The organism is Paramesorhizobium leguminum, assembly GCF_003217235.1.
GTDB classification, from domain to species: domain Bacteria; phylum Pseudomonadota; class Alphaproteobacteria; order Rhizobiales; family Rhizobiaceae; genus Paramesorhizobium; species Paramesorhizobium leguminum.
In genome coordinates this window covers 19,687-39,802 of the sequence record NZ_QJTF01000021.1, presented here as the reverse complement: position 1 = coordinate 39,802, position 20,116 = coordinate 19,687, and the positions used below count along the sequence as shown (strand labels likewise).

Genomic DNA, 20,116 nt, shown 5'->3' with positions numbered 1-20,116 from the left:
TGAATTGCCTTTGAAACTTTTGTCTAATATCTAATATGGAATTGTTGCTTTTGCATTTTATTTCAATGGGCAGCATCAAGCTGCCCATCAACTCAAGCTTGGATAAGCCTCTGCCTATCAACCGAGTCTGCCGCCGCCCACGCCGCCGCCACTGCGCTGGCCGCCGGAGATCAAAACCATCTCTTCCGGAGTTAGTTCGCGAATTAGGTTTTTATCCAACGAAGAGCAAGCGCTGTCCTTGGCTTCAACATGGCGGTCCGTCTTTCTGAGAATCTGCAAATTCATTTCATTTCTCCAAATTGCATGATGTGCTTATGATAGTGCCTACTGGCACGTCACAAGTATGCCCTATAAACGTGTGCCTCTCAAGGATTTTCAACTTCTATCTGGAGGCATGTAGACAACATTCCATTGTTGATCCGGGCGGTGTAACATCGCGTATTGCCCATTTCGCCAGAAGGCCCAAATCTTCCTTCCTGTTCAGCATGCCCCCTCTCGCTGTCCGCAGGAAACAGCCGGTCGGAAGCCATAGACGGATACAAGGAATGCCCAAAGCGCTTTGCGTGTAAAGTATAGAATGCGTGAAAACATCAGGGAGACGCGAAAGCTTAGGAGGGACGGCAAAGATCATTGAGTAAATTGTCCGCCCGAATTGTAAGGCATTTGGCGACGTACCAATCCAGAATTGAGGTGGACGACATATACTGGAACTTACTTGTCAACTTTCACATCGATCTCAATGGGCAGCTAAGCTGCCCATTGATCAGAATCGAATGAACTCTTAAGCATATCCGCCGCCGCAGCCACAACCGCCGCCGCGTTTTCCACCGGAAATTAGGACCATCTCTTCAGCAGTCAACTCACGAATCAAGTTTTTATCCAGTGACGAGCGGACGTTAGCTTCAGTCCTGGTATGGCTGTCGGTTTTTTTAAGAATCTGCAAATTCATTTTGTTTCTCCAAATATTGAGGTGCTCATGATTGTGCCGATGGCACTACACCAGAATGCCCGATTAGTGTATACCTTGCAAGCGCCTTCAACGAGCCAACCATGAGGCGATGTGAACAACAATGGACTATTTGTTGCTGTACGCTGACATTTCGTATCACTGACTGACCGACTGCCGCTGAGCCCGAAGGCGATTTTCAAGGAGTTTGTGTCGCGCAATATAGCCGGCGTTGACACCGGGAATGGCATGGTTCGTCAGCAAGCACGCGTCGAACTCCGAGACGCCGGCAGGGGTTGCAAGAGTTCGAAACGTCTGACGCAGGTCGTTACCCCATTTCGCCAAAATGGCTCGGTCCTCTTTCTGCTCAGCTAAATGCCCACTCTCGCCGTCCGCGAGGGGGGCAGCATCAGAGCCACAGGCGGATACAAGGAACGCGAAAAAAACGCATTTGCTTGTAAAGTATAGAACGCTGTAAACAGCAGCCAGACATAAAGATTTATATATCATTAAGTAAATTGTCTGTCTTACTTGTGAGACGTTCGGTAGGCGATAATTTAAAGTTGGGGCCGAAAACCTATTCTGGAACTTATCTTTTAAATTACAAATTGATCTCAATGGGCAGCTCAGCTGCCCATTGATCGGAATCGAATGAATTCTTAGTGTACCCCACAGCCACCACAGCCGCCACGCTGTCCACCCGAAATTAGTACCATCTCTTCAGCAGTCAACTCACGAATCAGGTTTTTATCCAGTGACGAGCGGACGTTGGTTTCAGTCCGGGCATCGCGGTCGGTCTTTTTCAGAATCTGCAAATTCATCTTGTTTCTCCAAATATTGAGGTGCTCATGATTGTGCCGATAGGCACTACACCAGAATGCCCTATTAGCGTATACCTTGCAAGCGCCCTCAGCTAGCCAACCATGAGGCGATGTGAACAACAATGGACTATTTGTTGCTGTACGCTCACATTTTGTTACCGGAATTGGCAGCGGCAACTGGCTTGTCGCTTGAGATCTTCTATGCGACGTTCCCAGGTGCCTTGCTTTCATTTCCCTGCTTAGCGGCCTCTATTGCGTGTTTTGTAACATTCCGGCCGAGCCAGAAGCGAACAGCGTTATCCTCCGCGATCAAATCACCCAGGGCACCGAATATCGTATCACTGATTGATTGCTGCTGAGCCCGAAGATGATTTTCAAGGAGTTTGTGGCGCGATATATAGCCGGCGTTGACACCGGGAATGGCATGGTTCATCAACAAGCGCGCGTCGAATTCCGAGACGCCGGCTGGGGTTGCAAGAGTTCGAAACGTCTGACGCAGGTCGTTACCCCATTTGGCCAAAATGGCTCGATCCTCCTTCTGTTCAGCTAGATGTCCACTATCGCTATCCGCAGGGAACAGCCAGTCAGGGGCTCCGGAAGGGTAGAGGCGACGCGCAAAGCGGATCGCTCGCGCAAGGCACAAAATCATCTGGCGCGATAGTGGAATATCGAATGCTCGGTCGGCACCGCCCTTTGGACGTGGGATGTGCAATACGCGGCGACGCAGGTCAAGATGCTGTGGCTTAGCCTCCATCAAGGCTGTCGGGCGGCATCCTGAGAGCAGAGAAAATAGATGGAATTCTCGCCGGATCGGGTTTGGCAGTGCTGCGACTTGCTGAAACCAACTGGGCAGATCATCCAATCCCATCGCGGTGTTTCGACGTTTTTCTGAGTTCCAATCAACCATGCTGGCCGGATTGTCAGTCGGGAGATGACGGTGCGCCTTGCGGGCATGATTATAGATGGCGCGCAGGGTCCGCATACTACCATTGGCAATGTATGGACCATGCTCCGTGGTAATCTCGTCATGTTTGGCGATTATTTGGCCGGGATCGTTGGCCAATTCCAGCAAAGATGTATCGAGCCAGCCCTTGAAGAGACGTTCGACGTGGTCTTTATATCCTTCAATTGTTCCTTCACTCCGGCCCTTTCGAACGAGGTGTGAATCGCGATATCGTTCCCATGCTTCACGTAAAGTAACCCCTTTCGGGAAGGCGTCCGCGTTACGCGGCATTGTCTCGTCTTCATTTTTCCTAGAGTTCTCGGTAGGTTTCGGATTGGGATGCTCACCCTTTGATATCTGCGCGAGGTATTTCTTAGCGATCGCGCGCGCCTCACGCGTAGACATTGCTTCGGCATCTCCGATCCGAACGGAAATCGACGCGGCACGCTTGCCATCCTTCCTCAAGTCTCCCTGAACCACGAATACCTTGGTCCGCTTACCCACTACGACGTGGAATCCTTTAAGTTGGGTATCACGGGCGCGGTACTGCCCAGAAATGGGCCGTCCCAGCTCACTGATTGATCTATCGTTAAGGAGGATACGGATGTCGGCCATAGCGCATTTCCTGTAAGTCTGGCGGCAAAAAATGAAAAATTCAGCCGGTTTTTCAGCCGGTAATAGACTCGCATAGAATTAAGCGGTATGTCTACGCCAAATTGCGACCCTTATGCCATATGATTGAAAAATAACAAAAATATTCTATAGGAGGAAACACTTGGATACAGATGGCGGAAGATAAAGATAAACTACGAATCTGGGGGTCAGAGGTTCGAATCCTTTCGGGCGCGCCATACCATTCCGGTCCATACCGGACACATGGGTTACGGTTTATTCCTGAGATATAGGTAACCTTTTTGGCCCGAACGGGTTTGGAAGTGGTTCCAATCTGCATGTCCCACCATCGAAATCCCGGATCGCAATGCATGAAGCTGGCGAGGCCTATTCACGCCTCTGGCCGGTCCTCCTGATCAAGATGTAGTTCATATTCAAAATATGATCTGGCGGAAGTCAGGCGGCGCGAGGTTTTGTCCCGCGATTTGGCTTCGTCAAAATAAACGACCGTCCAGTCAGGAAGAGCGGACTTGACCGCTAGCGCGATATCGTACCCCTCCGCGGAGTTAGCGATATAGTCCCGGATGAGGCTTTCGTCGTCGTCGGAAAGCTCCTCGTCATAATACCGATCGACAATACGATCGTGCCATTCCTGCCATTTGTAAATGCGGTCCATGAGTTCGCGCGAAATGGCGAGTTCTTCCGGCTCACGACTAACGCCATCCTTGTCCCATACGCCTTCGGCGCCATAGTCGCACATGACGCGGACCCATTTTTCCCGCGCGAGACAATCGTCCTCCCCGTTTTCCATATTGCCACCGCCCCCCCCCCCAAGATATTCCGTATTGTAACCTTACAGAAAAAAGGCGTGCGGCCTCCACAGGGCGCACGCCTCGTTCCAGCTTGAAGCCACGTAGGCCTAAAGCGCCTTGATCTTCACCTTCTCCGCCTTCGAAGCGCGCAAGGGGGTGCGCAGGGCCAGGCCGAAATCCTTGGCTTCGATCTCGAAGACATCGCCCGGCTCGGCGCGGATGCCGTCGGCGAAGGAGAGCGTCGCCGTGCCGAACATGTGGATGTGGATATCGCCCGGCTGGCGGAACACTTCGTATTTGAAGTGGTGATACTCCAGATTGGCGATGGTGTGGGACATGTTGTCCTCGCCCGAGAGGAACGGCTTTTCCCAGAGCGTCTTGCCATCTCGCAGAATGCGCGATGCGCCGTCGATGTGATCAGGCAGTTTGCCAATGCGCAATTCCGGTCCGATCGCGCAAGGGCGCAACTTCGAATGGGCGAGGTAAAGATAGTTGACCCGCTCCATCACATGGTCGGAAAATTCATTCGCGAGCGCGAAGCCGAGGCGGAAGGGCGTGCCGTCGGGGCCGATGACATAGATGCCGGCGATTTCAGGCTCTTCGCCGCCGTCATCCGCGAAGGATGGCGAAACGAGCGCTGCGCCGGGGGCTACCAGCATCGTGCCGTTGCCCTTGTAGAACCATTCGGGCTGCACGCCGGTTTCGCCCTTCGCGGGCTTGCCGTCCTTAAGGCCCATCTGGAACATCTTCATGGAATCGGTGAGGCTCTCGTCCTTTTCGGCGGAAGCCTTTTTATGCATGGCGTCGCGCGTCGCAGCCGAGCCAAGATGGGTGAGACCCGTTCCGGTCAGGTGGATATGCGCCGGGTCCGGTGCATCGATCGGCGGCAGCAGGCGCCCATCCGCATAGGCGGCTTCCACATCGGCCGGCTTGCCCAGTCCACGCTCTTCAATGATGGCGTCGATCGACGTTTCGTCCTCGATAGCCTCATGCGCGATTTCCAGCACCGAACGGGTGCCGCGCACGATGCGGAAGCCATCTTCCGTGCGGGCCGCGACCTGCCGTTTGCCTTTTTCGCTGATCAGCTGAACCAGATTCATCATAACCCTCCCAATTCGACAGGTTTTCATCCCATGGACGGGATGGTCGTTGAAGCTCGCGGTTTAAAAGTCATACTGTATGAGCAATGACAAGAGGCTTCTTGTTCGCTAAGGATGTTGATTACATAAATTTAATTGGACGTGCCACGCGGCTGCGGACAAATTGCCATCACGCCCAAGTGATTTGCGCCTGGGCGGCTCGACTGTCTCGCCGGACTTCGGTCGCGAGCGCGTGGATCGAAACTGTTAATCGCTTTGTCAGATGCCCCATATGCCCTCCGGCCCGTCGAGGGTATGATGTGTTTCCTCAACTGGAGTTATGGATGAAAGTCTGGAAGCAGATCATCCTCGTTGCGCTTCTCCTGCTGGCGATTTTCGCCGCCTGGATGTATTTTTATCATGACGCAAGCGATGGCGGAGGAGAGCCCGCGCCTCGGAACGCGGCGAGCGGTCAAGGCGGTGGCGGCCGTGGCGGTGGCCAAGGGCCGACATTGGTTGTTACCGCGCCTGCTCAAACCGAGACGATCAATACCCGGCTTACGGCCATCGGCACGGGTCGCGCGCTGGAGTCCGTTTCTGTCACGCCCTATACCGGCGGGATGATGACCAAGCTTCTGGTGCAGGCGGGAGCGCTGGTAAAGGCTGGACAGCCGATTGCCGAACTCGATGCCGCCAATGAACAGATTGCCAACGACAAGGCGTCAATCGCTTTGCAGAATGCGCAAAATACATTGCGCCGCATCACTACGCTGCGCGCGACCAATACGGTGACCGAGGTGCAGGTGGTCGATGCCCAGCTCGCCGTCGCCAATGCCAAGCTCGCGTCGGAGGAGGCGGCCCTTGCGCTTCAACGCCGCACGGTCACCGCGCCTATCGCGGGGGTCATCGGCATTCTGCCAGTGAATGCCGGCAATTTCGTCACCTCTGATACGTCTATCGCGACCATCGACGACCGGTCGCAGGTTCTCATCGATATCTGGGTGCCGGAACGCTACGCCCCGCAGGTCAAGGTCGGCCAGCCGGTCACCGCGACGGCGGTAGCGCTGCCGGGCCGGGAATTCGAGGGCAAGATCAGCGCCGTCGACAATGCCATCGACGAGGCGAGCCGGACCTTGCGGGTACGCGCGCGCATCCCTAATCCGGACGATGCCTTGCGTCCCGGCATGTCCTTCGAGGTGACGTTGCTGTTCCCGGGCGATAGCTATCCTTCGGTCGATCCGCTGGCGATCCAGTGGGGCGCGGATGGCGCGTTCGTCTGGCGTATTGTCGATGGAAAGGCGGAGAGGGTGCCCGTACGCATCATTCAGCGCAACACCACGAGCATTCTGGTCGATGCGCCGCTGAAGCCCGGCGATACCATCGTCACGCAAGGCGTGCAGACCGTGCGTCCCGGCGCTCCGGTTACCATCGTGAACAGCGACGGCGCGCCCGTCGGTTCGCAGCCCGCCGCCACGCCGAACGCTGGATGAGCCTGCTATGAGCGATCACTCTTCCTCACCCAGCGCGTCCGATGAAGGCGGCTTCACCGCGCTTTTCATCCGCCGGCCGGTCTTCGCTTTCGTTCTCAATGTTCTCATCGTCGTTGCGGGCCTCGCCGCCTTTACGGGCGTAGATATTCGCGAGCTTCCCGATGTGGATCGCCCCATCATCACCATCCGCACCGATTTCGACGGCGCGTCGGCTGAAACCATCGATCGTGAGCTGACGCAGGTTCTGGAAAACGCGGTGGCGCGTGTTCCGGGCGTCAAGTCGATCTCTTCGGCCTCTTCCTTCGGGCGCAGCCGCGTCACGGTGGAATTTGACGATGGCGTCGATTTGAACGTCGCCGCCGCCGACATGCGCGACGCCATTTCGCGCGTGACCAACAGTCTCCCCGATGAAGCGGACGCGCCGCAAATCATCAAGGCCGATGCGAATGCCGATCCGGTGATGCGCCTTGCAGTGACATCGAATTCCATGTCGATCCAGGACATGACCGTTCTGGTCGAGGATCATATCGAGGATGTGCTGGCAGCAGTTCCGGGCGTCGCCGATGTGCAGGTCTATGGCGATCGCGACAAGATTTTCCGCATCGATATCGACCAGACGAAGCTTGCAAGCTATGGCCTGACGATAGCTGATGTCGCCAACGCGCTTTCCGATATGGCGCTCGATGCGCCGGCCGGTTCGCTCCGCAGCAACGACCAGTCCATCGTCGTACGCGCGACGGCGACTGTGACGACGCCGCAGGCCTTCGAGGATATCGTCATCAAGGGCCGCACCAAGATCGGCGACGTCGCCAATGTGACGCTGGGGCCGGATATCGAAACCTCCTCGGTGAGCTCAAACGGCAAGACGGCCATCGGGCTCGGCATTATCCGTCAGGCGCAGTCCAATACGCTCGACATTTCCAAGGGCGTGCGCGCGGCAATCGAGCAATTGCAGAAGAATGTGCCGCCGGGCGTTTCCATCCATGTCACGAGCGACGATGCCAATTTTATCGACGGCGCCATCCATGAGGTGGAAATCGCGCTCATTGCCTCGGTCGCAATCGTCGTGTTGATCATCTTTATGTTCCTGTGGGACATTCGCGCAACGCTCATTCCGGCTATTTCCATGCCGGTGGCGCTGATCGGCACCATCGCGGCCATCTATCTGGCGGGCTTTTCGGTCAATATCCTGACATTGCTGGCGCTGGTGCTCGCGACCGGCCTCGTCGTTGATGACGCCATCGTCGTGCTCGAAAACATCGTGCGCCGGCGCAACCAGGGCATGGGGCCGCGCGCGGCGGCCGTGCTCGGTACGCAGGAAGTGTTCTTCGCCGTCATCGCCACCACGCTGACGCTCGCCGCCGTGTTCGTCCCCATCTCGTTCCTGCCGGGGCAGATGGGCGGCCTGTTCCGCGAATTCGGCTTCGTGCTGGCGATTTCGGTTCTGCTCTCGTCTATCGTCGCGCTCACGTTCTGCCCCATGCTCGCTTCGCGCTTTCTATCCGAGGCGGCGGCGCATCATCAGGATATCAATCATTCGCCGGGTGGCATACGCCGCTTCGGCGGCTTTTTGGCCACTCTCTATCGCCGTAGCCTTCATGCCTGCCTTGCCGCGCCGCTGATCGTGGTTGCCGTGGCGGTGCTCTTCGCCGCCGCGTCCTATGTGGGCTATGGAACGCTGCGCCAGGAATTGACGCCCACGGAGGACCGCGCCCAGGCGATCTTGCGCCTCAGCGGGCCGCAGGGCATCAGCCTGGAATTCATGGAAAGTCAGATCGACAGGATCGAGGCGCTGTTGCAGCCCTTGCGCGATTCCGGCGAAGTTCGGAGCACGCTCGCCATTGCCGGCACCGGGGGCGCCCCGAACACCGGCGTCATCGTGATGACACTGGCTCCCTGGGGTGAGCGCGCCCGCAGCCAGCAGGAGATCATGGCCGATGTGTTGCAGCGGTTGAAGGTTGTTACCGGCGTGCGGGTATTCGCGTCCCAGCCGAACAGTTTAGGGATACGCGGAGCGGGCAACGGGCTGCAATTCGCGGTGCTCGGCAATGATTATGATCAGCTCCGGACTGCGGCGCAGAATATCGTCGAGGCGCTGGCGAAGGATCCGCGTTATCAGCAGCCGCGCCTGACCATCGATCCGACACAGCCGCAGCTTGCCGTCAATATCGATCGCGAACGCGCTTCCGATCTTGGTATCGACATCACCGGCCTCGCGAATGCCATCCAGTCCGTCCTCGACGGACGCAAGATCGGCTCCGTCTATATCGGCGACCGCAGTTATGATGTGAAACTGGTTTCAACCACCAATCCGATCAACGATCCGACCGATCTTGAAAATATCTTCATGAAGACGAGCGATGGTCGCTACGTCCCCATGTCGTCCATCGCCACCGTTACCGAACAGGCGGTGCCGCCGGAACTCGACCGCGAGCAGCGGATGCGCTCCGTCGCGATCACCGCAGGTCTCAGCCCGGATTTCGCCCTCGGCAATGCTTACACGGAAGCACTCACAATCGCCGCGCCCTTTCTGCCCGCCGGCGCGCGCATCATTCCGCTGGCGGAAGCACAGACGCTGGGCGACACCTCCAGGGGCCTCGCAATCACCTTCGGCTTTGCCATTATCATCATTCTTCTGGTGCTCGCAGCGCAGTTCGAAAGCTTCGTCAGCGCGTTCATCGTCATGGCAACCGTGCCGCTCGGCCTGGGTTGCGCCGTGTTCGCGATGCTGATCAGCGGAACGAGCCTCAACGTCTATAGCCAGATCGGTCTTGTCCTGCTTGTCGGCATCATGGCCAAGAACGGCATTCTGATCGTGGAATTCGCTGACCAGCTACGCGACAAGGGCATGAGCGTGCGCGAGGCGGTGGAAGAGGCGGCGAATATCCGCCTACGTCCGGTGACGATGACCATGATCTGCGCCGTTCTGGGCGGCGTGCCGCTGGTTCTGGCACAAGGCGCCGGCGCCGAGGCCCGCGTCGCGCTTGGCTGGGTCATCGTCGGCGGCCTCGGCCTTGCCACCATCGCGACGCTCTACATCACCCCCGTCGCCTATCTCCTGCTCGGGCGCTTCACCAAGCCGAAGGTGGAGGAGCACAACCGCCTGAAGCGTGAACTGGCGGATGCGCTGCGGAAGCCTTGAGGTGGGAGGCTTGATTTGCCACCATTAAGGTGATGAAGTCCTTGGGCGATATTGTCCGAGGGAGTTGGTCATGCCGATAAAGACTCTTCCCGATACGATGGTTTCTCCGGTAACCGGCGAAACGCTGCGGCGCGGCGTGCGTCCCTTTGCGGTGAGCTACAAAGGCAGGAGCGTAACCGTCCAACTCCCCGGTTATTATCCCGATCATGGCGATGACGGTGTGCTTGTCGGCGACGATATGGCTGTCACCGATGCCGCGCTTCGGACGCTAAAGGACCAAGCCGAAGGCGCTGGGTTCCCTACCGAGCGTAGACATGACCGGGAGTATACTCTCGAAGAGTTAGGCCAACTCATTGATGAATCCAGAAAGAGTGGCATAAGCACTCAGTCGGTCGATGAAATTTTTGCTGAGGCAGAGCGGATATTTGCCGCGCGTTATGGCGGGCAACCGCGCAAAAGCTAAAGCATTTCACCTTTTAGATAGAAACGGTTGGCTCATTCTTTTACCGTTGCGGCCGCACCATTGTAGAGGAATGGATCCCAGTGACAAGCACTGGGATGACGATTGCTTTACTGTTAGCACGCCAAACTCCAACCTCTCCGCTTGGCAGAAGCATATCCGGTAGTGAAAAGACATCTCCACCCCGTCATCCCAGTGCTTGTCACTGGGATCCATTCCTCTACCCCTCCATGACAGCAACGGTCCCAAAACAGAGTTCAGGCGATTCCGTCAAAATATGAACCGCTCCAATTCAAGATGCGGCGGGCTTGCCTCCACCGCTCGCCGCCTCGCCAATATTCGCGAAAAACCGGTCCGCCAGCTTGCGCGCGCTTGAGCTGAGAAGCCTCGTTCCGATCTGCGCGATTCCGCCGCCCGCGTCTCCCCTGACGATATAAGTCAGCACGGTTTCGTTACCGCTTTCGGTCAGCACCACGTCGGTGCTGCCATGCACGAAGCCGGCGATGCTGCCCTTGCCTGCGCCCGAAATCGTATAGGAGACCGGCGGATTGAGATTGGAGAGTTCCAATTCGCCGTGGAACCTGACTTTTATCGGGCCGAACCGCATGGCGAGAGCCGCCTCCAGCTGGGTTGCGTTACGCCATTCCAGCGCCTCGCATCCGGGAATCGCCGCCTTCAGCGTCTCGATATCGTTCAGCGCCCGCCATACCGCCTCGCGCGGCGCGGCGATACGCTCCTCTCCGGTCAGGTCCATGTCCGCTCCTTTATTCATGTCAGGTAATGTAGATTTTATCGCCGGATTTTGCCATGCGTCACCGAAACGGCCTTTTCCGCGTCCAAATGGCGCGCGACGATCCAAAAGTCATTTAGTAATACTTGTTGCCGATTCCCCCTGTTTCGCCTATGCCATGAGGCAAAGGAAAAGGCTGGGGAACCGGTGAGGAAAGCAAAATCATGAGCGAAAAGAAGACCAGAACACTCCGTTCTCAGGAATGGTTCGACAATCCCGAAAATCCGGGCATGACCGCGCTCTATCTGGAGCGCTATTTAAATTTCGGGTTGACGAGCCGCGAATTGCGTTCGGGCAAGCCGATCATCGGCATCGCACAGACGGGCTCGGACCTCTCCCCCTGCAACCGCCACCATGTCGAGCTTGCCAAGCGCGTGCGCGACGGCATCGCGGCGGCGGGCGGCGTGGCGCTGGAGTTTCCGGTCCATCCCATCCAGGAGACCGGCAAGCGCCCCACCGCCGGGCTTGATCGCAATCTCGCTTATCTCGGTCTCGTCGAGGTGCTCTTCGGCTATCCGCTTGACGGCGTTGTGCTGACGATCGGCTGCGACAAGACGACGCCCGCCATGCTGATGGGCGCGGCCACCGTCAACCTCCCGGCCATCGCCCTTTCCGTCGGCCCGATGCTCAATGGCTGGCATCGCGGCGAGCGCACCGGTTCCGGCACCATCGTGTGGAAATCGCGCGAGCGGCTTGCCGCCGGTGAGATCGATTACGAAGAGTTCATCGATATCGTCGCCTCTTCCGCCCCCTCCGTCGGCTATTGCAACACGATGGGCACGGCCACAACAATGAACTCGCTGGCCGAAGCGCTTGGCATGGAGCTTCCGGGCGGCGCGGCCATCCCGGCGCCTTACCGCGAGCGCGGCCAGATCGCCTATGAGACGGGCGTCCGCGCCGTCGAGATGGTGCGCGAGAATTTGCGTCCGTCCGATATCATGACGCGCGAAGCTTTCGAGAACGCCATCGTCGTCAATTCGGCCATTGGCGGCTCGACCAACGCGCCGATCCATTTGAACGCCATTGCCCGTCATCTCGGCATCAAGCTCGACAATGACGATTGGCAGGCGGTCGGCCACGATATCCCGCTGCTGGTCAATCTGCAGCCGGCGGGCGAGTATCTGGGCGAGGACTACCACCACGCCGGCGGCGTGCCCGCGGTCGTCAACGAGTTGATGAAGGCCGGCAGACTGCCGCATCCGGATGCGCTCACCGTCAACGGCAAGAGCATCGGCGAGAATTGCAAGAACGCGGAAAACCTCGACACCAAGGTCATCCGCCCGTTCGGCGATCCGCTGAAGGAGAAGGCCGGCTTCATCAATCTGAAGGGCAATCTCTTCGATAGCGCCATCATGAAGACCAGCGTCATCTCGCCGGAGTTCCGCGACCGCTATCTGTCGAACCCTGCTGATCCGGACGCCTTCGAAGGCACCGCGCGCGTCTTCGACGGGCCGGAGGATTATCACGCCCGCATCGACGATCCGGCGCTCGGCATCGATGAAAACACCATTCTGATCATGCGTGGCGCCGGTCCGATCGGCTATCCGGGCGCGGCGGAAGTGGTCAACATGCAGCCGCCCGCCTACCTCATCAAGAAGGGCATTCACGCGCTGCCATGCGTCGGCGACGGCCGCCAGTCCGGCACGTCGGGCTCGCCGTCCATCCTCAACGCTTCGCCCGAAGCCGCCGCCAATGGCGGGCTGGCGCTGGTGAAGACAGGCGACCGCCTGCGCATCGACCTGAAGAAGGGCACGGCCGACATCCTCATCTCCAGCGAGGAACTGGCAGAGCGCCGCGCCGAACTGGAAGCTGCCGGCGGCTATCCATACCCCGCCGACCAGACCCCATGGCAGGAAATCCAGCGCAGCATGGTCGATCAGCTCTCGGATGGCATGGTGCTGAAGCCGGCGGTGAAATACCAGCGCATCGCCCAGACCATGGGCCTGCCGCGCGATAACCACTAATCGCGTATCGATTGATCGCTAATGCAAGGCGGGGGCGGGGAGATTTCCTTGCTCCCGCCTTACACTTTTCGTCTTCCCGCTCTAGTCTCGCAAAACCCTTTTCGATTCGGGAGTATGCGTCATGAGCAGGAACGAGATTGAAGTCGCCAAGGCCGTCGCCGCATTGAAAAGCCATTGGCTGGATGGCGCGCCGAAGGACATGCGCGCCGCCTTCGTCTCTGACCCCGCCCGTTTCTCACGCTTTTCCCTCTCGCTCGACGATCTGCTGCTCGACTGGTCGAAATGCCTCGTCAATGACGAGACGATGCGCCTTTTGAAAAACTTGAGCCTGGCCGCCGATGTGGAAGGCCGCCGTGCCGCCATGTTCGCTGGCAAGCCGATCAACAATTCGGAAAACCGCGCGGTGCTGCATGTCGCGCTGCGCGATAGCACATCGAAGGAAATCCTGGTCGATGGCGAGAATGTCCTGCCCGCCGTCCGCGAGGTTCTGGACCGCATGGCCGCATTCTCGGGTGGGCTGCGCGATGGCTCGATCAAGGGGGCGACGGGCAAGCCGATCGCCGACATCGTCAATATCGGCATCGGCGGCTCCGATCTCGGTCCCGTCATGGCGACGCTGGCGCTCTCGCCATATCATGACGGCCCGCGCACCCATTTCGTCTCCAATATCGACGGCGCCCATATCGCTGATACGCTGAAGCCCCTCGATCCGGCGACGACGCTTGTCATCGTCGCGTCCAAGACCTTCACCACCATCGAGACCATGACCAATGCGCAGACCGCGCGCAGATGGGTGGCCGAGGCGCTGGGCGAGGCGGCGGTGGGGGCGCATTTCGCCGCCGTTTCCACCGCGCTCGAAAAGGTCGCCGCCTTCGGCATCGCGCCGGACCGGGTGTTCGGTTTCTGGGATTGGGTCGGCGGGCGCTATTCCATATGGTCAGCCATCGGCCTGCCGCTGATGATCGCCGTCGGGCCGGAGAATTTCCGCCGCTTCCTCGAAGGCGCCCATGCGATGGATGTGCATTTCCGCGATGCGCCTGTGGAACAGAACTTGGCCGTGACGCTGGGCCTCATCGGCTATTGGCACCGCGCCATTTGCGACTATGGCAGCCATGCCGTCATCCCCTATGAGCAGCGCCTTGCCCGGCTTCCCGCCTATCTCCAGCAGCTCGACATGGAATCGAACGGCAAGAGCGTCACGCTCGATGGCAAGCCCGTGTCAGGCCCAACCGGGCCGGTGGTGTGGGGCGAGCCGGGCACCAATGGCCAGCACGCTTTTTTCCAGCTTCTGCATCAGGGAACCGACGTTATCCCGGTGGAGTTCATCGCGGCGGTGAAGGGCCACGAGCCGCACCTCGTCAACCAGCATGAGATGCTGCTCGCCAATTGCCTGGCGCAGTCTGAGGCGCTGATGAAAGGCCGCACGCTGGCTGAAGCTAAGGCGCAACTGATCGCCAAGGGAATGGATGAGACGGAGGCCGACCGCATCGCGCCGCACCGCGTCTTCTCCGGCAATCGGCCGTCGATCACCATCATCGACGATCTGCTTGACCCCTATGCGCTCGGCCGGCTCGTGGCGCTTTATGAGCACCGCGTCTTCGTCGAGGCGCAGCTTTTCGGCATCAATGCCTTCGACCAATGGGGCGTGGAACTGGGCAAGGAACTGGCGACGGAGCTTTTGCCCGTCGTCGAGGGCGAAAAATCCGCCGAAGGCCGCGACGCCTCCACGCAAGGACTTGTCGCGCATTTGCTGGAGCGACGCCAGGCAATCGGATAAGCTGGCTAGAGCATGATCCCGAAAAGTTGCAGACTTTTCGGATTAGATCATGCGGCTAAAACAAAGATTTAGAGCGGGATGCCTGATTCCGCTTAATTGCATACAGCTCTAAAGGCTGGTCTGGAATGCGAATTCGAAGAAATAAGAATGAAAACTGAAATAATCACTCTTCCCGGCGATGTGCCGGGAAATACAATCGAATTGCGCGTCCTGCGTTTCGAAGGCAGCGATGCAAATGCGCCCACGGCCTATCTGCAAGCGGCGCTGCACGGCGCGGAGCTTCCCGGACAGGCGGCGTTGCATTTCCTCGTGCCACTCTTGCAAAAAGCGGAAGGCGAAGGCCGCATCGCCGGCGATATCACCATTGTCCCGCAGGCCAACCCCATCGGTTCGAACCAGTGGCAGGCCTATCAGCATCTGGGCCGTTTCGAATCCTTCAGCCAGGTCAACTTCAACCGCGCTTTTCCGCTTCTGCCGGATTTCGATACATCGGATTTGCCCGCAACCGACGCGCCGATATCACTCGCGCAACGGCTGAAGGCTGCGCTGCTGCGCCTCGCGCTTCCGCATGAAATCGTGCTCGACCTGCACTGCGACGACCAGAGCGAGAACTATCTTTACGTCCACAAGGATTTCCTCCCCGATATGCATGATCTCGCCGCCGCGCTGGGCTCGAAAGCGATCCTCGCCTGGGATTCCACCGCCGACGCCGCCTTCGAGGAAGCGTGCGCCCATCCCGTGCTGCAATTGCCGCGCGAAAAGCGCGACATGAAGCGCCGCGCCGTCACCACGGTGGAGTTTCGCGGGCAAACCGATGTCGGTTTCGATACGGGGCAAGCGGATGCGCAAGGCCTTTACCGCTTCCTCGTCCATCGCGGCGTGGTGAAAGACGATGGCGAGGTGCTTTCGGCTGTCTTCGACGGCCCGGTGACGCCGCTTGAGAATGTCGAGATGGTGCGCGCGCCGACCGGCGGCATGGTGCTTTATCATGTCGCTCCGGGCGACGAGGTGGGGGAGGGCGATAGCCTCGTCACGGTCGTGACGCGTCCGGGAGACCCCTCCGGCGATATCACCCTGACCGCACCCCAAGCGGGCCACATCCTGACCCGGCGCAGCCTGCGCTATGTCAGGCGCGGCGACGATCTGTTGAAACTTTTGGGGTCGCGACCCTCGGCTGTCGCCAAACGCCCCGGCACGCTGGAGGCATGATGGCGCTAAGGTCTCTTGGCGCTATCAAGGCCATTCTCTTCGACAAGGACGGCACGCTCGTCGATTTCGACCGCACATGGTTCGGCATATCGAAGGAACTCGCGCGCCGTTCTTCTGGTGGCGACGAGGCGAAGGCCCGCGCTCTTCTCGACAAGGGCGGCTACGATTGGGCCGCACGGCATTTCCGCGCCAATTCGGTAATCGCGGCGGGCACGGTCGAGGATATCGTCGATCTCTGGCATCCGGATGTGAGCCGCGACGACAGGGCGGCGCTGATCCGCGAATATAACGACTACTGCGTCCATGAAGGCGCGCGGGCCGCAGTGGCGGTCGATGGATTGCGCGAGACGCTGGAAGCCTTGCGCGACCAGGGCTATTCCCTCGGCATCGCCACCAACGATTCCGAAGCCGGCGCACGGGCGACGGCGGAAGCGCTGGGGCTGACCGCGCTGTTTCATAGCTTCATCGGCTACGACACGGTCCCGCGCCCCAAACCGCATCCAGATCCGCTCTTGTTTTTTGCTGAGAAGCTAGGGCTGGAACCCCGCCAAATCGCCATGGTGGGCGACAATCTGCATGATCTGGAGACGGCCCACGCGGCAGGCGCCGGCCTCGCCGTCGGCGTATTATCGGGAAACAGCCCGCGCGACGCGCTGGAGCCGCATGCGGATGTGGTGCTGGATTCGGTGGCGGATTTGCCGGGGTTGTTTGCGGCAGGTTAGAGGCCCATGGCTTTGCAGAAGCGGTGCTTCCGGCGAATTCTGAAGGCAGGTTAAGCGGGGTCGATCATGCTGACCACTCTGGCGACAATTTCGTCAGTTGTGGAGGTGTCTAGCGTATCGACAAGCTTGGCCGTCTTGCGTTTCACCCGTTCCATAAGATCGAGCGCTCTCACCTGATTGCACAAAGCGACCCCGGTCGTTTTATGACCTGAGATGTTGACGGCAAGCCCGGCTTTGCGCGTGAACCCGCCCCCCGTCGTAATCGGCACGGTGAGGCACATTCCGACAAGATTAATTTCGCGAGGGGTGATCACAACACATCGATGATCATCCCTCATTTCGTTTCCAACGACGGGATTTAGATCGACCAGAAAGACGTCGCCACGCTTCGGAACGTTGCTCCGGACCATCAGAACACTTCGTTACCGACAGGCGAGCCAGCATTCCAAGCGGCGGCCTGCTTGTTCAAATCAGCCATTTCATCTGCTCCTTCGAGCAGCTCCGCCAGTGTATATCTTTTCCTCGCCTGCTTCGGCGTCGCCACAAGAGACCCATTATCGACAACCAAGGTCAACTCCGTGCCGACTTCAGCGCCGAGCATTTTCAAAAGTGCGGGAGGAATGCTAAAAACGGTTGCGCCGCCCTGACGACGAATCTTCGCTGTGTTAGTCATCTGAGTGCCTCTAATTTGTGCTACATAAATAGCACATTTTTCGCGCGAGACAAGGTGTATCCCAAAGTTCTCGATCTGCAATCTATCGATGCGTCCGAAGGCGCATCAAGGAAGCCCCTCACTCAGTCGAGATGTTCAATGGCTTCCAAAATACGTGCAAAAAGCGCATCGGGTTTGATTTCCAATGCCTGGGAAAGCGCTATGAACTCCACCATATCTAGACGCCGTTCACCGCCCTCAATCTTTGCAACATACGACTGAGGCTTCCGTAACCTCTCCGCGACAATTTGCTGTGTAAGTCCTTTGTCACGGCGCGCCTCAATTAACACCGTGAGCAAGATGGCATAGGATTCAGAATGAAAGGAATTCGTCATGTGCCCCTGCCAAAACCGGAGCACAACGACTAATTTCACTTTCGGATTATCCCAGAATAGGATATCTATCCGACAAGAGGAACGCGGTCCGTTGGGATATGGAATCTTATAATTTCTGGCAGGATTTCTTCGATACATACCAATCACTGCCGGACTGGCTGAAGGCGCTATGGCTGATTATCCCGCCCGCTTTCATTCTGGGACTGGTTGGATTAATCGCTCGCTTGAAAACGGATCGCGAGCTTATAAATCCAAAAACGCATGGTGAATTGGTTTATTTGATTTACCAGGACGATAAAGTTCGTCTCTATAGCGTGAGCCATGAGGGGCACGCGGAGTCACCCCCCTCTGCCCTGCCGGGCATCTCCCCCTCAAGGGGGGAGATTGGCCTTCATCGATGATGGCACCCAATCCTGCAACGTTGGCGATTGGCGAAAGAGGAACTCTCAGCCAATCTCCCCCCTTGAGGGGGAGATGCCCGGCAGGGCAGAGGGGGGTGGCTCCGCGAGGCTGCAAAACAAAGAATCTACCCCCGCAGCTCCCGCCGCAAAATCTTCCCCACATTCGTCTTCGGCAGTTCAGTGCGAAATTCCACCATGCGCGGGCGCTTGTAGTTGGTCAGCCGCTCGGCGCAGAAGGCTTTGACCTCTTCTTCGGTCAGGTTCGGATCGCGGCGCACGACGAATAGCTTCACCACCTCGCCGGAATGCTCGTTGGGTATGCCGACAGCCGCCGCCTCGACGATGCCGGGGTGACCTGCCGCCACTTCCTCGATCTCGTTGGGATAGACGTTGAAGCCGGAAACGAGGATCATATCCTTCTTGCGGTCGACGATCTTGGTCAGCCCGCGCTCGTCCATGAAGCCCATGTCGCCGGTGCGGAAGAAGCCGTCGCCGTAAAAGGCCGATTGCGTCTCGTCCGCCCTGTTCCAGTAGCCGCGCATCACCTGCGGGCCGCGAATGCAGATCTCGCCCACTTCGCCCAGCGGAAGGTCATGGCCTTCCTCGTCGCGGATCGCCAGATCGGTCGAGGGGAGCGGCAGGCCGATGGTGCCGGTATATTCGGTCGCGTCGAGGCTATTGGCGGTCGCCACCGGCGCCGTCTCGGAAAGGCCGTACCCTTCGGTAATGTGGCAACCGGTCAATTCCCGCCAGCGGTCCGCGACGGGACGCTGCACGGCCATGCCGCCGCCAAGTGTCAGGATCATCGGCTTGAAATCGAGCTTGCGGAAATCCTCATTGTTGAGGAGCGCGTTGAACAGCGTGTTGAGGCCGGGGAAGATATGGGCCGGATATTTCTGCAATTCCTTTACGAAAGCCGGAATATCGCGGGGATTGGGGATCAGCACGTTGCGCGCGCCCTGTTGGATGCCCATCATCGCGTTCACGGTGAGCGCGAAGATATGGTAGAGCGGCAGCGCGCAGATGAAGTTCGTCTCCTTCGGCTTGCCCTTGAGCCGATAGGCGACATCGATCCACACGCGCATCTGCTCGACATTGGCGAGGATGTTGCTGTGAAGCAGTGTCGCGCCCTTGGAAATGCCCGTCGTACCGCCCGTATATTGCAGGAAGGCGACATCGGACGGCGCCACATCGACCGGTGAAAAGCCCTTTGCCGCGCCTTGTGCCAGCGCTGCCTTGAACGGCACATGGCCCGGCAGGCTCCAGACTGGGACCATCTTCTTGACCTTGCGCACGACCAGATTGACCAGATGCCCCTTGAGGCCCAGCATGTCGCCCATGGCGGCAACGATGACATGCTTGACCTGCGTTTTGGGCAGCACCTTCTCCAGCGTTGTGGCGAAATTTTCCAGGATGATGATCGCCTTGGCGCCGGCATCGTTCAACTGGTGCTCAAGCTCGCGCGGCGTATAGAGCGGGTTGACGTTGACCACGACCAGCCCCGCCCGCAGCACGGCGGCAATGGCGACCGGATATTGCAATACGTTCGGCATCATCAGCGCCACGCGGTCGCCCTTGGCAAGCCCGCTCGATTGCAGGAAGGCGGCGAGCGATGCCGAATGCTTCTCCAGTTCCGCATAGGTCAGCGATTTGCCCATGCTGGTGAAGGAAGGCCGGTCCGCGAATTTGCGGCAGGACGAGACGATGAGATCGCCGATGGAGGAATAGGCGGGCGTAACAATCTGTGGCTCCACGCCGGGGGCGTAGGATTTGAGCCAGATGCGCTCGGCGGCAATGGAAGGCGTCTGTTCCGCCGTCTCGCTTGCCTGCACTGCGACGGTCTTCGACGCGGACATGTCCGCGGATGTCTCTTCCTGTGCCAAATCTGCCTCCCTTGATTC

General features: G+C 58.6%; 19 protein-coding genes and 1 pseudogene. 8 read left to right on the top strand and 12 right to left on the bottom strand.

Features of this window, described 5'->3' with window-relative positions; all coding sequences use genetic code 11:
• Positions 1-117: 117 nt before the first annotated feature.
• The 7 genes and pseudogenes from C7477_RS19030 to araD1 all read right to left on the bottom strand — a co-directional run bounded on the left by C7477_RS19030 (position 118) and on the right by araD1 (position 5,234).
• Positions 118-285, bottom strand: coding sequence for a hypothetical protein (locus C7477_RS19030; RefSeq protein ID WP_181418443.1), 168 nt, complete (start codon positions 283-285; stop codon positions 118-120).
• Between the two features lie 496 nt (positions 286-781).
• Positions 782-949, bottom strand: coding sequence for a hypothetical protein (locus C7477_RS19025; RefSeq protein ID WP_181418442.1), 168 nt, complete (start codon positions 947-949; stop codon positions 782-784).
• Between the two features lie 156 nt (positions 950-1,105).
• Positions 1,106-1,342: pseudogene (locus C7477_RS19265) on the bottom strand (integrase); the annotation flags it as partial.
• Positions 1,343-1,605: 263 nt separating this feature from the next.
• Positions 1,606-1,767 (bottom strand): hypothetical protein, encoded by a 162-nt coding sequence (locus C7477_RS19020; RefSeq protein ID WP_181418441.1) that lies wholly within the window; start codon positions 1,765-1,767, stop codon positions 1,606-1,608.
• A gap of 199 nt (positions 1,768-1,966) precedes the next feature.
• A complete protein-coding gene (locus C7477_RS15325) occupies positions 1,967-3,325 on the bottom strand; it encodes a tyrosine-type recombinase/integrase (RefSeq protein WP_110753737.1) in 1,359 nt (452 codons plus the stop codon).
• A 388-nt stretch (positions 3,326-3,713) separates the two neighbouring features.
• Positions 3,714-4,133 (bottom strand): hypothetical protein, encoded by a 420-nt coding sequence (locus tag C7477_RS15320; RefSeq protein WP_110753735.1) that lies wholly within the window; start codon positions 4,131-4,133, stop codon positions 3,714-3,716.
• A gap of 108 nt (positions 4,134-4,241) precedes the next feature.
• Positions 4,242-5,234 carry an AraD1 family protein gene (gene araD1 / locus C7477_RS15315; protein WP_110753773.1) on the bottom strand — a complete coding sequence of 331 codons (993 nt, stop codon included), beginning with the start codon at positions 5,232-5,234 and terminating at the stop codon, positions 4,242-4,244.
• A gap of 323 nt (positions 5,235-5,557) precedes the next feature.
• Here araD1 and C7477_RS15310 point away from each other — a divergent pair, with 323 nt between their 5' ends.
• From C7477_RS15310 to C7477_RS19260, 3 genes are all read left to right on the top strand, one after another.
• Positions 5,558-6,703: an efflux RND transporter periplasmic adaptor subunit gene (locus tag C7477_RS15310; protein ID WP_110753733.1), complete on the top strand. Its 1,146-nt coding sequence runs from the start codon at positions 5,558-5,560 to the stop codon at positions 6,701-6,703.
• A gap of 7 nt (positions 6,704-6,710) precedes the next feature.
• A complete protein-coding gene (locus tag C7477_RS15305; RefSeq protein WP_110753731.1) occupies positions 6,711-9,845 on the top strand; it encodes an efflux RND transporter permease subunit in 3,135 nt (1,044 codons plus the stop codon).
• Between the two features lie 70 nt (positions 9,846-9,915).
• Positions 9,916-10,308 carry a hypothetical protein gene (locus tag C7477_RS19260; protein WP_245411858.1) on the top strand — a complete coding sequence of 131 codons (393 nt, stop codon included), beginning with the start codon at positions 9,916-9,918 and terminating at the stop codon, positions 10,306-10,308.
• Between the two features lie 289 nt (positions 10,309-10,597).
• Here the strand turns inward: C7477_RS19260 and C7477_RS15295 are convergent, their stop codons facing one another.
• Entirely contained in the window at positions 10,598-11,059 is a 462-nt protein-coding gene (locus C7477_RS15295) for an SRPBCC family protein (protein ID WP_110753729.1), read from the bottom strand.
• Positions 11,060-11,259: 200 nt separating this feature from the next.
• Here C7477_RS15295 and C7477_RS15290 point away from each other — a divergent pair, with 200 nt between their 5' ends.
• The 4 genes from C7477_RS15290 (at position 11,260) to C7477_RS15275 (ending at position 16,767) form a co-directional block, all read left to right on the top strand.
• Positions 11,260-13,059: an IlvD/Edd family dehydratase gene (locus C7477_RS15290; protein ID WP_110753727.1), complete on the top strand. Its 1,800-nt coding sequence runs from the start codon at positions 11,260-11,262 to the stop codon at positions 13,057-13,059.
• 121 nt (positions 13,060-13,180) lie between these two features.
• Positions 13,181-14,836, top strand: coding sequence for a glucose-6-phosphate isomerase (gene pgi, locus C7477_RS15285; protein ID WP_110753725.1), 1,656 nt, complete (start codon positions 13,181-13,183; stop codon positions 14,834-14,836).
• A gap of 147 nt (positions 14,837-14,983) precedes the next feature.
• On the top strand, positions 14,984-16,045 hold the full coding sequence (locus C7477_RS15280) for a succinylglutamate desuccinylase/aspartoacylase family protein (RefSeq protein ID WP_110753723.1): 1,062 nt from the start codon (positions 14,984-14,986) through the stop codon (positions 16,043-16,045).
• Positions 16,042-16,767 (top strand): HAD family hydrolase, encoded by a 726-nt coding sequence (locus C7477_RS15275; protein ID WP_110753721.1) that lies wholly within the window; start codon positions 16,042-16,044, stop codon positions 16,765-16,767. Before C7477_RS15280 ends, C7477_RS15275 begins: the two co-directional genes overlap by 4 nt.
• Positions 16,768-16,817: 50 nt before the next feature.
• On the opposite strand, the gene mazF is transcribed toward C7477_RS15275, so the two are convergent.
• From mazF to C7477_RS15260, 3 genes are all read right to left on the bottom strand, one after another.
• Entirely contained in the window at positions 16,818-17,177 is a 360-nt protein-coding gene (gene mazF, locus C7477_RS15270) for a type II toxin-antitoxin system toxin MazF (protein ID WP_110753719.1), read from the bottom strand.
• Positions 17,177-17,440, bottom strand: a complete 264-nt coding sequence (gene mazE, locus C7477_RS15265; RefSeq protein WP_110753717.1) for a type II toxin-antitoxin system antitoxin MazE — start codon at positions 17,438-17,440, stop codon at positions 17,177-17,179. Before mazE ends, mazF begins: the two co-directional genes overlap by 1 nt.
• Before the next feature lie 122 nt (positions 17,441-17,562).
• On the bottom strand, positions 17,563-17,814 hold the full coding sequence (locus C7477_RS15260; protein WP_110753715.1) for a helix-turn-helix domain-containing protein: 252 nt from the start codon (positions 17,812-17,814) through the stop codon (positions 17,563-17,565).
• A gap of 98 nt (positions 17,815-17,912) precedes the next feature.
• Between C7477_RS15260 and C7477_RS19015 the strand changes: the two genes are divergently transcribed.
• A complete protein-coding gene (locus tag C7477_RS19015; protein WP_181418440.1) occupies positions 17,913-18,215 on the top strand; it encodes a hypothetical protein in 303 nt (100 codons plus the stop codon).
• A gap of 125 nt (positions 18,216-18,340) precedes the next feature.
• On the opposite strand, the gene C7477_RS15250 is transcribed toward C7477_RS19015, so the two are convergent.
• Positions 18,341-20,071: a long-chain-fatty-acid--CoA ligase gene (locus C7477_RS15250; protein WP_110753713.1), complete on the bottom strand. Its 1,731-nt coding sequence runs from the start codon at positions 20,069-20,071 to the stop codon at positions 18,341-18,343.
• Between the last annotated feature and the right edge of the window lie 45 nt (positions 20,072-20,116).

Bases quoted from the DNA above. Each gene is read 5' to 3' on its own strand.
- C7477_RS15295 (WP_110753729.1), bottom strand. From the start codon at position 11,059: ATGGACCTGACCGGAGAGGAGCGTATCGCCGCGCCGCGCGAGGCGGTA.
- C7477_RS19020 (WP_181418441.1), bottom strand. From the start codon at position 1,767: ATGAATTTGCAGATTCTGAAAAAGACCGACCGCGATGCCCGGACTGAA.
- C7477_RS15275 (WP_110753721.1), top strand. From the start codon at position 16,042: ATGATGGCGCTAAGGTCTCTTGGCGCTATCAAGGCCATTCTCTTCGAC.
- C7477_RS19015 (WP_181418440.1), top strand. From the start codon at position 17,913: ATGGAATCTTATAATTTCTGGCAGGATTTCTTCGATACATACCAATCA.
- C7477_RS15305 (WP_110753731.1), top strand. From the start codon at position 6,711: ATGAGCGATCACTCTTCCTCACCCAGCGCGTCCGATGAAGGCGGCTTC.
- C7477_RS15325 (WP_110753737.1), bottom strand. From the start codon at position 3,325: ATGGCCGACATCCGTATCCTCCTTAACGATAGATCAATCAGTGAGCTG.
- C7477_RS19025 (WP_181418442.1), bottom strand. From the start codon at position 949: ATGAATTTGCAGATTCTTAAAAAAACCGACAGCCATACCAGGACTGAA.
- C7477_RS15320 (WP_110753735.1), bottom strand. From the start codon at position 4,133: ATGGAAAACGGGGAGGACGATTGTCTCGCGCGGGAAAAATGGGTCCGC.
- C7477_RS15260 (WP_110753715.1), bottom strand. From the start codon at position 17,814: ATGACGAATTCCTTTCATTCTGAATCCTATGCCATCTTGCTCACGGTG.
- mazE (WP_110753717.1), bottom strand. From the start codon at position 17,440: ATGACTAACACAGCGAAGATTCGTCGTCAGGGCGGCGCAACCGTTTTT.
- pgi (WP_110753725.1), top strand. From the start codon at position 13,181: ATGAGCAGGAACGAGATTGAAGTCGCCAAGGCCGTCGCCGCATTGAAA.
- araD1 (WP_110753773.1), bottom strand. From the start codon at position 5,234: ATGAATCTGGTTCAGCTGATCAGCGAAAAAGGCAAACGGCAGGTCGCG.
- C7477_RS15290 (WP_110753727.1), top strand. From the start codon at position 11,260: ATGAGCGAAAAGAAGACCAGAACACTCCGTTCTCAGGAATGGTTCGAC.
- C7477_RS15250 (WP_110753713.1), bottom strand. From the start codon at position 20,071: ATGTCCGCGTCGAAGACCGTCGCAGTGCAGGCAAGCGAGACGGCGGAA.
- mazF (WP_110753719.1), bottom strand. From the start codon at position 17,177: ATGGTCCGGAGCAACGTTCCGAAGCGTGGCGACGTCTTTCTGGTCGAT.
- C7477_RS19030 (WP_181418443.1), bottom strand. From the start codon at position 285: ATGAATTTGCAGATTCTCAGAAAGACGGACCGCCATGTTGAAGCCAAG.
- C7477_RS19260 (WP_245411858.1), top strand. From the start codon at position 9,916: ATGCCGATAAAGACTCTTCCCGATACGATGGTTTCTCCGGTAACCGGC.
- C7477_RS15310 (WP_110753733.1), top strand. From the start codon at position 5,558: ATGAAAGTCTGGAAGCAGATCATCCTCGTTGCGCTTCTCCTGCTGGCG.
- C7477_RS15280 (WP_110753723.1), top strand. From the start codon at position 14,984: ATGAAAACTGAAATAATCACTCTTCCCGGCGATGTGCCGGGAAATACA.